General features: G+C 66.7%; 10 protein-coding genes. 7 read left to right on the forward strand and 3 right to left on the reverse strand.

All coding sequences use genetic code 11. The features are described 5' to 3' along the window. Positions 1-33: 33 nt before the first annotated feature. On the forward strand, positions 34-1,596 hold the full coding sequence (locus ACOI2T_RS12030; protein ID WP_409501379.1) for an FAD-dependent monooxygenase: 1,563 nt from the start codon (positions 34-36) through the stop codon (positions 1,594-1,596). On the opposite strand, the gene ACOI2T_RS12035 is transcribed toward ACOI2T_RS12030, so the two are convergent. The 3 genes from ACOI2T_RS12035 to ACOI2T_RS12045 form a co-directional block, all read right to left on the reverse strand. Next, positions 1,482-2,786, reverse strand: coding sequence for a nucleotide disphospho-sugar-binding domain-containing protein (locus ACOI2T_RS12035; RefSeq protein ID WP_409501380.1), 1,305 nt, complete (start codon positions 2,784-2,786; stop codon positions 1,482-1,484). The two genes, ACOI2T_RS12030 and ACOI2T_RS12035, sit on opposite strands and share 115 nt — an antisense overlap. Before the next feature lie 151 nt (positions 2,787-2,937). After that, a complete protein-coding gene (gene fdhD, locus ACOI2T_RS12040; protein WP_409501381.1) occupies positions 2,938-3,771 on the reverse strand; it encodes a formate dehydrogenase accessory sulfurtransferase FdhD in 834 nt (277 codons plus the stop codon). Beyond that, positions 3,771-6,077 (reverse strand): FdhF/YdeP family oxidoreductase, encoded by a 2,307-nt coding sequence (locus ACOI2T_RS12045; protein ID WP_409501382.1) that lies wholly within the window; start codon positions 6,075-6,077, stop codon positions 3,771-3,773. The genes fdhD and ACOI2T_RS12045 overlap by 1 nt, the downstream gene beginning before the upstream one ends. A gap of 117 nt (positions 6,078-6,194) precedes the next feature. Here ACOI2T_RS12045 and ACOI2T_RS12050 point away from each other — a divergent pair, with 117 nt between their 5' ends. The 6 genes from ACOI2T_RS12050 (at position 6,195) to ACOI2T_RS12075 (ending at position 12,273) form a co-directional block, all read left to right on the forward strand. Further along, the gene (locus ACOI2T_RS12050; RefSeq protein WP_409501383.1) at positions 6,195-7,142 is read left to right on the forward strand and encodes a LysR family transcriptional regulator; all 948 of its coding nucleotides are present in this window, start codon (positions 6,195-6,197) and stop codon (positions 7,140-7,142) included. 117 nt (positions 7,143-7,259) lie between these two features. Next, entirely contained in the window at positions 7,260-7,943 is a 684-nt protein-coding gene (locus ACOI2T_RS12055) for a TetR/AcrR family transcriptional regulator (RefSeq protein ID WP_409501384.1), read from the forward strand. A gap of 171 nt (positions 7,944-8,114) precedes the next feature. Continuing rightward, complete coding sequence (locus tag ACOI2T_RS12060) at positions 8,115-8,960, forward strand: ABC transporter substrate-binding protein (RefSeq protein ID WP_409501385.1); 846 nt, start codon at positions 8,115-8,117, stop codon at positions 8,958-8,960. Positions 8,961-8,975: 15 nt separating this feature from the next. Beyond that, positions 8,976-9,764, forward strand: a complete 789-nt coding sequence (locus tag ACOI2T_RS12065; protein ID WP_085148478.1) for an amino acid ABC transporter permease — start codon at positions 8,976-8,978, stop codon at positions 9,762-9,764. 19 nt (positions 9,765-9,783) lie between these two features. Continuing rightward, complete coding sequence (locus ACOI2T_RS12070; protein WP_409501386.1) at positions 9,784-10,557, forward strand: amino acid ABC transporter ATP-binding protein; 774 nt, start codon at positions 9,784-9,786, stop codon at positions 10,555-10,557. Positions 10,558-10,668: 111 nt separating this feature from the next. Then, on the forward strand, positions 10,669-12,273 hold the full coding sequence (locus ACOI2T_RS12075) for a gamma-glutamyltransferase family protein (RefSeq protein WP_409501387.1): 1,605 nt from the start codon (positions 10,669-10,671) through the stop codon (positions 12,271-12,273). The last annotated feature ends 64 nt before the right edge of the window (positions 12,274-12,337 follow it).

Below are 12,337 nucleotides of genomic sequence, written 5' to 3' on the forward strand. Positions count from 1 at the left end.
AGTTTTCCCTAACATCGTTAGAGGGAGGTTGAGATGGCGGATGTGGTTGTTGTCGGAGCAGGGCCGACGGGTTTGATGCTGGCCGGTGAGCTCGCCCGCGGCGGGGTGTCGGTCGAACTCGTCGACCGCGCCCGAGAACGCGCCGGGACGTCCCGCGCCGCCGGCGTGAACGCGCGAACCATGGAGGTGTTCGACCAGCGCGGCATGCTGGACGCGTTCGAAGCGCAGGGCACACCGATGGACGCCGGCCATTTCTCCGGGATACGGCTCGACATGTCCGCGCTTCCGACCCCGCGGGGTTACACGCTGGCCATCATGCAGACCGAGACCGAGAGTGTGCTGGAGCGGTTCGCCGCCGAACTGGGCGTGACCGTGCAGTGGGGAGTGGAGGTGACCGGACTCGAGCAGGACGCGACCGGTGTCGTCGTCACCACCGCAGGGCCGGACGGCCCGCAGCGACGACGTGCCGATTACGTCGTCGGATGTGACGGCAGCCGCAGCGCGGTCCGCGGGCTCGCGGGAATTCCGTTCGAGGGCACCGACGCCGAGTTCGTCACGCTGCTCGGTGATGTCGAAGTCGGTGACCCGCCGCCGGGGCGGACCTTCCTGGAGCGCACGGACACCGGCGTGGTCACGTTCCTGCCGTTCGGGCAGTTGTCAGGGCAGACCTGGCAGCGCGTCATGGTGACCGAGTACGAGCCCTCCGAACAGAAGGGCGAGCTTGGTCTCGACGACCTACGAACGGCGCTGAACACCGTGGCGGGCAAGGACTTCGGCGTCCACTCACCGGTGTGGTTGTCGCGGTTCGCCGACGTGTCCCGCCAAGCCACGAACTACCGCGCCGGGCGGGTGTTCCTGGCCGGCGATGCCGCGCACATCCATCCACCGCTGGGTGGGCAGGGCATGAACCTCGGTATCCAAGACGCCACGAATCTGGGCTGGAAGCTTGCGGCCGTCATCCGGGGTGACGCGAGCCGCGAACTCCTCGACACCTACCACGATGAGCGGCACCCGGTGGCGCAGCGGGTCCTGGAGAACACCAGGGCGCAGACGGCGTTGCTGGCCGGCGGCGCCAATGTGACCGCGATGCGCGATACGTTCCGCGGGCTGCTCGACATAGACGCGGTCAACGAGCGTGTCGGCGCGGCGATCTCAGGCCTCGATGTCAGCTACGGGTCCGACGCCGACCACGTGCTCGTCGGGCGGCGAATCCCGGACTGCGACATCAGAGTCGGCGGCACGCTGCGCCGACTCTACGAGCTGCTGCACGACGCGCGGCCAGTGCTCATCGACTTCGGTGCGGGGCTCGGCCGCGACGCGGTCGAGGCCATACCCATCGGCGCGAGTTGGCGCGTGCCACTCTTCGGTCGCGTGCCGATCCCGCCCGCGGTGCTCGTACGGCCCGACGGGCACGTCGCCTGGGTTTCGGTCGACGGGTCGGACAGCGGGCTCGAACGGGCGGCAGAACGGATCGGCGCAACTCATGTCGCAACGGGCTGCCGCTCGGCGATGACCTCGTCCACAAGCACGCCGATCTCGGCCACACCGTCCCGCTGGGCGAAAGCCGCCTCGAGCCCGCGCGCCCGGTTGCGATAGCGATCGTCGGTGAGCACGTCGCGGACCGCGCGCCGGATGACATCCGGGGACGGGGTGCCGGTGCGCAGATTGATGCCCGCGCCCGTCCAGGCCACCCGTGCGGCCACCTCGGGTTTGTCTTCGGTGTTGCCTGCCACCACCAGCGGCACGCCGGTGGACAATGCGCGCTGGACCGCGCCGTAGCCGCCGTTGGTCACCATCACGTCGACCTTCGGCAGCAACACGTCATGTGGAATGTACTCGGCGACAAAGGTATTCGACGGGACCGCGACCTTCAGCAGGTCGATGTCACGCCCGCCGGTGGCGGCGACCACCGTGACGTCTTCGTCGCGGAGTGCCTCGATCGTCGGTTCGAGTAGCCGGCCGAGGTCGGCATTGTCGATGGTGCCCTGCGTAACGTGCACGACCGGCCGGCCGGCATCGAGCTGTCCCCACCAGGTGGGCGGCTGGAAGGCATGGCTGGGCGCCGGATGCACGGCGCCGACGTAGCGCACGTTGGCCGGCAGATCGCTACGCGGGTAGTCGAATTCGTGGACGGTGGGAACGATCAACCGGTCGGCGAGCACCGCGGCGTCGAATACGAAAGTCGGCAATGCGCGGGAGTTCATCCGGTGAAGCTGCTCCTTCACCGCGTTCTGCGCCGGGCGCAACAGCACCCGCTGCGTCAGGAGATTGAGGCCACGATTGCGCAGCCGTCCGAGCCGCGTCGATGACGGCGGAAGTCCCAGTCCGCTCGGCGCGGTGTCCCGGCTGCTCACCATCAGCGGCGTGGTCGTATAGGCCAGGATCGGCGGCGTGTTCTTCCGGTCGCCGAGGAGGAACGGCATGATGCCGAAGAAGCCGTAGTCGGCGATCACCGCGTCGTAGTGGTTGCGCGCCAACAGTTTTGTCAACGCATCGGCTTGGTGTGCCATCGGGGCCACGAAGAAGTGGATGATGTCGAAGTTGACGCGTTTGATACCCGATGTCTGCGCCCTGCCGGGATTGTCCGCGTCGAGTCGGGTGTCGTCCAGGTCGGCCTCGGCGGGCAGCGCCGATGAGGCGGCTCCGGCGGCCCGGATCGCGGGCGCGTGTTTGGCCGATGTCAGCACGGTCACCCGGTCACCCCGATCCACCAACCCGCGCGCCACCGTCAGTAGTGGTCCGATATGTCCGAGTGGTGAAAGTGCGGCGATGAGAATGTCCGCCATCGTGGGCTCCCCTTTGCGGTGATCTGTGCGGTCCGACGTTGATCCGATCGTCGGCGATCACCGGGTGGGCGAGCTTGGAGGTTTCGTGGAGAACGGGTGGAGATTGCAGGTAGAGGGCGGTTTTCGCGTCAGCCCTCGGACGGCCTTTCCGTCAATGCTTCACACGGTCGGGACGCGTGTAGACGTTCATCGACTCGCCACGCAGGAATGCGACCAGCGTGAGGCCGGACTGGCTGGCCAGATCCACGGCAAGCGACGACGGAGCCGAGACGGCCGCGAGCACCGGGATGCCGGCCATGACCGCCTTCTGGGTGAGCTCGAACGATGCGCGGCCGCTGACCAACAGCACGGTGCCGGTCAGTGGAATCCGGTTCTGTTCGAGCGCCCAGCCGATCACCTTGTCCACCGCATTGTGCCTGCCGATGTCTTCCCGGACGACGAGCATGGTGCCGTCGACGGTGAACAGTGCCGCGCCGTGAAGTCCGCCGGTGCTGGCGAAAACCTTTTGCGCATCGCGCAATTGGTGGGGCATGGCCGACAGCGTCTCGGCCGCCACGGTCGAGGGGTCGTCGCCCGGGCAGTGCCGGCTGATGAGCCGCACCGCATCGAGCGAGGCTTTCCCGCACACACCACAGGACGAGGTCGTGTAGAAGTTGCGGGTGACATCGACATCAGGCTTGGGGACGCTGGGTGCCAGCGTCACGTCGAGCACGTTGTAGGTGTTCTGCGATACCCCGGATTCCTCGGTGGCGCCCCGGCAGTACCGCACCGTCAGCAGATCGTCGCGCTGCCGGATGATGCCCTCGGTGAGCAGAAAGCCTTGAGCCAACTCGATATCGGAGCCGGGCGTGCGCATGGTGACGGTGATGGGCGTGCCGTTGAGCCGGATCTCCAGCGGCTCCTCGACGACGAGGGTCTCCGGCCGGGCGACGGCATGGTCTGCCGTGACGTGATGTGCGCGGCGGCGCGCGGTCACGCGGCCCACTACCGTGCGCCTCCCTCGCGCCGTTCGAGCCTGATGACGACCGCCTTGGACACCGGGGTGTTCGATTTCTTCGCGGTGTGGTCAAGCGGCACGAGGGGATTGGTCTCGGGGTAGTAGGCCGCGGCGTTGCCCGCCGGGGTGGAGTAGGGGACCACGAGGAAGTCCTTGGCCCGGCGCTCCTGGCCGTCGAACTCCGAGATCAAATCGACCCGGTCATCCGGCCGTAATCCGAGCCGCTCGATGTCGGACGGGTTGACGAACACCACGCGCCGGCCGCCCTTCACACCGCGATAACGGTCGTCGAGACCGTAGATGGTGGTGTTGTACTGATCATGGCTGCGCAAGGTCTGCAGCACCAGCCTGCCCTCGGGCACCTCGACCCACTCCAGTGGGTTGACCGCGAAGTTGGCTTTACCTGTGGTGGTGGGGAATTCGCGAGAGTCCCGCGGCGGGTGTGGCAACTGGAACCCGTCGGGCCGGCGCACCCGCTTGTTGTAGTCCGTGCAGCCAGGCACGACGGCGGCGATCGCATCGCGAACGGTGTCGTAGTCGGCGGCGAAGGTCTCCCACGGCACGGGGTGATCGGGGCCGAGGAGGGTGCGCGCGAGTTGGCAGACGATCGCGACCTCGCTGCGTAACTGGTCGCTGGGCGGATGCAGGCTGCCGCGGGACAGATGCACCATCGACATCGAGTCCTCGACCGACACCTGCTGCTTACGTCCGTCGATGATGTCGCGGTCGGTGCGGCCCAGGGTCGGCAGGATCAGCGCCGTGCTGCCGTGCACGAGATGGCTGCGGTTGAGCTTCGTCGAAATCTGAACGGTGAGACTGCAACTGCGCAGCGCGGCCTCGGTCACCTCGGTATCGGGGGTGGCCGAGACGAAATTGCCGCCCATGCCGATGAACACCTTCGCCCGGCCGTCGCGCATGGCGCGGATCGCGTCGACGGTGTCGTAGCCGTGCTTGCGCGGGCTTACGATGCCGAATCGACTGTCGAGCGCCGACAGGAACGCCTCCGGCATCTTCTCCCAGATGCCCATCGTGCGGTCGCCCTGGACGTTGGAATGGCCGCGCACCGGACACACACCGGCACCGGGCTTGCCGATCATGCCGCGCATCAACAGCAGGTTGGTCGCCTCACCGATCGTGGCGACCGCGTGGGTCTGCTGCGTCAGCCCCATGGCCCAGCACACCACCGTGCGCTGCGATGCGATGAGCATGTCGGCGACCCGTTGCAGTTGGCCCCGGTCGATTCCGGTGGCGTCGGTGACGACGTCCAGGTCGACCGCGCGGGTCTGGGCGGCGTACTCGTCGAAACCGGCACAGTGCGCGGCGATGAACTCGCGGTCGACGACGGTGCCGGGCGCATTGTCCTCGGCTTCCAGGAGCAGCCGGCCGAGCCCGGCGAACAACGCCATGTCGCCGCCGATGCGGATTTGCACGAACTCGTCGGCGATCGGGACACCGTGCCCGACAACGCCGTTGACCTTCTGCGGGTCCTTGAACCGGATCAGCCCGGCCTCGGGCAGCGGGTTCACGGCGATGATCTTGGCGCCGTTGGCCTTCGCCTTCTCCAGGATGGACAGCATGCGCGGATGGTTGGTTCCGGGATTCTGCCCGGCGATGAGGATCACGTCCGCCAGCGTGAGGTCCTCGACCGTCACCGATCCCTTGCCGATACCGATCGATTCGATCAGCGCGGTGCCCGAGGATTCGTGGCACATGTTGGAACAGTCCGGCAGGTTGTTGGTGCCATAGCTGCGGACCAGCAATTGGTAGAGGAACGCGGCTTCATTGCTCGTGCGGCCGGAGGTGTAGAAGAGGGCTTCGTCCGGTGAGCCGAGCGCGTTGAGTTCGTCGGCGATCATCCGGTAGGCGGCATCCCAGGAGATCGGCCGGTAGTGGTCGTCTCCCGGCGCGAGCACCATCGGATGGGTCAGCCGGCCCTGCTGCGACAGCCAGTACTCGGGTTTGGCGTCGAGTTCGGCGATGGTGTGGCGCGCGAAGAACTCCGGCGTCACGACGCGTTTGGTGGCCTCTTCCGCCACGGCTTTCGCGCCGTTCTCGCAGAACTCGGCGAGTTTGCGGCCGCCGTGTTCCTCGGGCCACGCGCAGCCCGGGCAGTCGAAGCCGTGGCGTTGGTTGAGCCGGGTCAGCGCGGCCGCGGTCCGCAACGGCCCCATCTGCTCGATCGCCCGCTGCATGGACACCATCACGGCCTTGACGCCGGCCGCTTCGTCCTTGGCGCCGGTACTGATGACGTCGTGGTCGTCGTAGTCGGCTTGGTAGTCGGTGCCGCGGCTCATATTCCAAACTTAGCCGTCCCGAACGCGGGCCCGCACTCAATGGCAGGTGGTGGGGATTGGTATTTCACATGCAGTGATAGATGCTATCTATCGAGCGACCGAGAGTGCAGGTGACCGATGGCCAACGACGTGCTGCTGCAGCACCTCGACTACCTGCTCGCGCTGGCGACCGAGCGGCATTTCGGGCGAGCGGCCGCACGGTGTCACGTGAGTCAGCCGACGCTGTCGGTGGCCATCCGCCGGCTGGAGCGCGAGCTGGGCATCGTCATCGTGCAGCGGGGACACCGCTTCGAGGGTTTCACCGAGGAGGGACGCCGGGTCGTGGCGTGGGCGCAGCGGATCGTCGCCGAACGCGACGACATGCTGGCCGACATCGACCGCATGCGCGGGCGGTTGACGGTCACCGCCCGACTGGGTGCGATTCCGACGGCCGTGCCCGCCAGTCCGTTCGTCACCGCGGAATTCCTTCAGCGCAACCCGGCCGCCTCGGTACGTATCGAGGCATTGTCGTCACGCGAAATCGCCAGGCGGCTGGCTGATTTCGAGATCGACGGCGGCCTGACGTATCTCGACGACGAAGCGCCTCCCGGCACGAAACTGGTCGAGATGTACCGGGAGCAATACGTTCTGGTGGCTCCGGCGGATCATCCGCTGATGGGCGAGTCGAAGGTCGCGTGGTCGGATGCGGCGACGCTGGAGCTGTGCGTACTGACGCCGACGATGCGCAACCGCCGCATACTCGACGCCAACATGGCCGCCGAAGGCGTCAACTTCCGGCCTGCGGTCGAGGCGGATTCGGTCGACGCGCTCTACGCGCATGTGGCAAATTCACAGCGCGCGACCATCGCGTCGACCGCATGGCTGCCGCAGCTGGGCGTGCCACCGGGTTTCGTCGCACGGCCGATGGTCCAGCACGGCCCGCGCCCGGCGATCGGACTGGTCGTACTCGACCGGGCGCCGGCGTCCATCGTGGCTGCCGCGCTTGTCGAGGTGGCCGCCGACATCGACCTCGGCGCCCGCATCGACGGCGTCTGGGCGCAGATGTGTGGCCGGGCAGGCCGGTGACGGCGACCGACGGCACGCTCGGCCGCGCCGGCGTCGCACCGTGCCACAATCATCGTTCAGGACGGTGTCGGCGCCGCGCGTCGCCGATGCCGGTGGCTACCGGGGGAGAGGTGCTCCGTGAAATACGGAAACGGTTGGCGGCCGGCTCCGGTTGACTGGTCGTCGACGCGTGGCCGCATTCTCCTCGCCGCCTCCGCGCTGTTCGCCCAACGCGGGTACTTCGGCACTTCGACCCGCGATATCGCCGAGGCCGTGCACATTCGACAGCCGTCGCTGTTCCACCATTTCGACGCCAAGCAGACGATCTTCCGGACACTGATCGAGCTCGATCTCGGACCGTCGATCGACCGGCTCCAGGAGCGCATCGGCGAGGATTCGACGTGGGCCGAAAAGCTGCACCTGACCGCGGCACTCGACGTGCAGGACGCGCTTTCGCAGCCCTTCGATTCCCGCGGTCTGTACCAGGACGCCGTCCTGGCGCAGGAGGGATTCGACGACGAACGCGACGGCATCGAGCTTTTCCACCGGCTCGTCGAGAATCTGATCATCGGCGGGCAACACAGCGGGGAGTTCGTCGAAATCGACCCGACCTTCTTTCAACGTGCGCTCAACGGCGTGCTGTTCGAAACCATCAGGGAACAAGGGGGGCCCGACGGTCCGATCCGCCGGGGCCGCCCGCTCGACGCCGCCGACTTCCTGCTGCGCGCGGTGCTCGTCGATCCGGGGGTCTTACCTGTGGTGCGGGAGACCACGAAACGACGGCTCGCCGACATGACGGCGCCGTCCCGCATGGCGCGCTGACGGCCGCGCTCACGGCGTAGTCGCCGCGCGGCCCCTGTCGGATCGGATTTTTCTCGGCCGACACATGAATTAACCCATTCGGCACACAAGACGCCTATCGTTCGATAGCCTCACGCCTATCGGTCGATAGGCACCCCGTTCGCAGTTCCGGCCGCCCCACAGGAGGAACCCATGAAGAAGATCACCATCGCCCTTGCCGCTGCCTGCCTGGCCGTGCTCGCGGGCTGTTCGTCGTCGGAGTCGGCCGCGCCTTCCGAGTCGGCCGGCCCGCCGAAGGTGCAGCCGCCGGCGATCCTGCAGGCCGGCACGCTCAAGGTGTGCGCGCCCAATGACGGAACCCCGCCCGGGGTGTATCACGACGAGACCGGGAACCTGGTGGGCAGCGAGGTGGACCTCGCGAACGCGCTGGCCGGGCAACTCGGGCTGAAGGCGGAGTTCGTCCAGTCCGGCTTCGCCGCCGTCATTCCGACCCTGCAGGGCAAGCAATGCGACGTGATCATGGCGCAGCTCTACATCAAACCGGAGCGCGAAAAAGTCGTCGACTTCGTTCCGTATCTCTACTCGGGCACCGGGATCGCCGTCGCTGAAGACCAGGCGACCGACATCACCGGGATGAACGAGAGCCTCTGCGGCAAGAAAGTCATGGTTGCCGTCGGCACCACCGCCGAAGCGCTGTCCCTGGAACAGTCCGAAAAGTGCACGGCGGCAGGCAAAGAGCCGGTCGACATCAGCCGGAACAGCAACGCGGCGGTATCGCTGCAGCAGGTTCAGACCGGCCAGGTGGATGCCTTCCTGGACACTGCGGAAACCCTCGGCTACTACGAGACCAAGACCGGCGCCAAGATCCAGATGGCCGGCGAGCCGTTCGGCACGATCAAGATCGGTGCCGCGACGCTCAAGGGCAACACCGCCCTTCACGACGCGATCCAACAGGCGCTGACCGAACTGCAGAACAGCGGCGCCTATGACGAGATCCTTGCGCAGTGGGGTCAGACCGACCTGAGCATCCAGAAGTAACCGGCAGGCAGCACAGTGAATTTCGATTGGGATTTCTTCTGGAAGAGCCTGCTCACACCGAGTGAGCCCTTCCTGGACGGCCTGGTACTCACCATCGTCATCTCAGTGGTCGCCATGGTCTTGGCGACGGTGTTGGGACTCGTCATCGCGCTCATGAGGCGGTCTCATATCGCCGCGTTGCGGTGGTTCGCCGGCTTTTACATCTGGGTCATCCGGGGCACGCCGTTGCTCGTCCAGCTGGTGGTGATCTACACCGGCCTGGCCGCCGTGGGCCTCTACGAGTTCCATGACGTCAGCTTCGTCGGTATCTCGGTGAAGGCAGCCGTCCAAGCCGCCATCGTCGGGTTGATGATCCACGAAAGTGCCTACATCGCCGAAATCGTTCGCGCGGGCCTGGATTCGGTGCCCAAGGGGCAGTTCGAGGCGGCAGCCTCGCTGGGTATGCGCCCCAGCAAGGTGATGCGGTGGATCATCGTCCCGCAATCGCTGCGGGTCATGGTCCCGCCGCTCGGGAACACGTTCAACGGCTTGATGAAGACGACGTCGGTGTTGAGCGTGATCGGTGTCAGCGAGCTGTTCCTGGTCACACAGTCGATCAGCTCGGCGACGTTCTTCACCTTCGAGATCTTCATGGTGGCGGCGATCTACTACCTGGCATTGACGACGATCTGGACGTTCATCCAGGCCGCCATCGAGAACCGGTTGGCCCGCCAGCTGGGGATCGACCAGCCGGTGCGCATCACACAGCGATTGCTCGGCGGGCGAAAAGGCAGCAATGCAGCGACATTACAGCCACAGGCGTGAGGCGGGAATGAGTACTCAGATGAGTTCGACGGTCGAACAGCCCATCGTGCAGGTGCGCGACGCATGCTGCACCCTGGGGGGACGGCGCGTCCTCGACAACGTGTCGCTCGACGTGATGCGCGGCCAGGTCGTGGTTCTGATCGGCCCCTCCGGAGCCGGAAAGACCACGCTGCTGCGGTCGCTCAATCATTTGGAGGAACTCGACAGCGGCGAGATTCTCATCGCCGGTGTGCCGATCGGCCACCGCGGCCTGACCAACCGGAAGCGGGTCGGCACGGCCGAGCTCGCCCGGCGCCGGCGCGAAATCGGTTTCGTCTTCCAGCATTTCAACCTCTTTCCGCACATGACAGCGGCCGAGAACGTCTGGAATGCGCCCGTGCGGGTGCTCGGCACCCCCAAGGACAAGGCGCTGCAGGACGCCATCGAGTTGCTTGATCGCGTCGGTCTCGCGCACAAGGCGGATGCGCGCCCGAGCCAGTTGTCCGGAGGCCAGCAGCAGCGCGTCGCGATCGCCCGCGCACTCGCGATGCGCCCGAAGGTGATGCTGTTCGACGAGCCGACGAGTGCGCTGGACGTCGAGATGGTCGGCGAAGTGCTCGCCGTGATGCGCGAATTGGCGAAAGAACACATGACGATGGTTCTGGTGACCCACGAGATGCGCTTCGCGCGCGACGTGGCCGACCGGATCGTGGTCATGGACAACGGCCGCATCATCGAGGACGCCTCGCCTGAGCTCGTTTTCAGCAACCCCAGCAGTGACCGAACGAGGGCATTTCTCTCCACGTTTCACTGACGAGTCCAGCAGCGGGCGCCAGTAGCGCCGAACCGAGGTCCTCATGACGTCCGGCGGTTGCCGGACCCCACCGGCTGTCCCTTGCGACCAGCCATGAAGGAGAAGTCCATCGTGCCGTCATCAACGAATCCGATGTCGTTCACCGGTGCACTGGCCACGCCGCACGCACTGGCCACCGACGCCGGGATGCGGGCAATAGCGCAGGGCGGCAATGCGATCGACGCCGCCATCACCGCGGCCGCGGTACTCACCGTGGTGTACCCGCACAACGTTGCGCTGGGCGGAGACCTCATCGCGCTGGTGCGTACCCCCGACGGTGCGGTGCGCTGCATCAACGCCTCGGGGTGGTCCGGCGCGGCAGCCGATGCCGCGGCGATGCGTGCCCAGCACGGCACCTGGCTACCCGCACGGGGTGCCGACGCCGTGACGGTCCCCGGCGCGGTGCGCGGTTGGCAGGCGCTGCGCAAGCTGGGCAGCCAACTCGCCTGGGAACGCACCCTCGCACCCGCACAGCACTATGCCGAACACGGCGTTGCCGTCGCGCCGTCGCTGACCGCGCACATCAACCACCCCGAGAACGTCGATCTGTTCGGCACCGCGGATTTCGACCGCGTCTTCCGGCCGGCAGGTAAGCCGCTGCGCACCGGTGAGACCTTCCGGCAACCCGCCCTGGCCGAGACACTGGCGCAGTTGAGCGTGTCCGGCCCGGATGGCTTCTATACGGGTGCTCTCGGTGAACGGATGGTCAGCTACCTGCGGGCGCACGGATCGTGCCTCACCGGTGCGGATTTCGCGGATTTCGAACCCGACATCACCGATCCGATCGCGATGAGCTTCCGCGGGCTCACCGTGCTGACGAGCCCGCCGAACTCGCACGGGTTCATTCTCCTGCGTGCGCTGCACGCAATTGACAAGCTCGGCCTGACCGACCCCCTCGGGGCCGGACTGGGTACGCTCATGCAGATCTTCCAGCGTGGAAACCAGCTCCGCACAAGTGATCTGGCCGATCCTCGATGCGTCGACGTAGATGTCGAGCGGCTTCTGACGGTTGGGCCCGACGTGGTTGAGGCCGAAGTCGAGGCGGAACGTGATCGCGCGCTCGTGCCGTACGGCGACACCGTGGGCATCGCCGCGGCCGACAGCGACGGGTATGCCGTCTCGTTGATCCAGAGCGTGTATCACGCCTTCGGCTCCGGGCTGATCGACCCCGACACCGGCGTGCTGTTCCACAATCGCGGGACGAGCTTCTCCCTGGATCCGGCGTCCCCCAACGTGCTCGCACCCCGTAAACGTCCGGTGCACACGCTGATGCCGGCCATGACGACACACGAGGGCAGAGTGCGCCACGTGCTTGCGACGATGGGCGGGCAGGGCCAGCCCCAGATCCTCGCGCAACTGCTGCTGCGCGCGCTGGCAGGCGAGAACGTCGAGTCGGCCGTGGCGGCACCGCGAGCGATCGTCGGATTGCAGCATGAGGGAACGACGCGTGACACCGTGAGCTGGGAGGCTGATCTGTCCGGCTCTGCGCGGGAAGCGTTGACCCGCAGCGGTTTACCGGACATGGAGATGGCCCCGCATTCGGAGAGCCTGGGCCAGGCCAACCTCATCTCCATCGGCGCCGAAGGCGCGATGACCGCGGCCTCGGACCCACGTTCTGACGGAGCCGCCGTCGTCGCGAACTATCCGCGGCACCGCTGGGAGCAGGTGCAGAGGTAACCGAGCGCGTCATCGAGAAAGGAGTCGGTCATCGTTCTGAAATCGGTTTCCCGCCAGCGTCATC

The sequence above is a fragment of the Mycolicibacterium wolinskyi str. Jessa 2025 genome (genome assembly GCF_049241375.1).
GTDB lineage: Bacteria > Actinomycetota > Actinomycetes > Mycobacteriales > Mycobacteriaceae > Mycobacterium > Mycobacterium wolinskyi.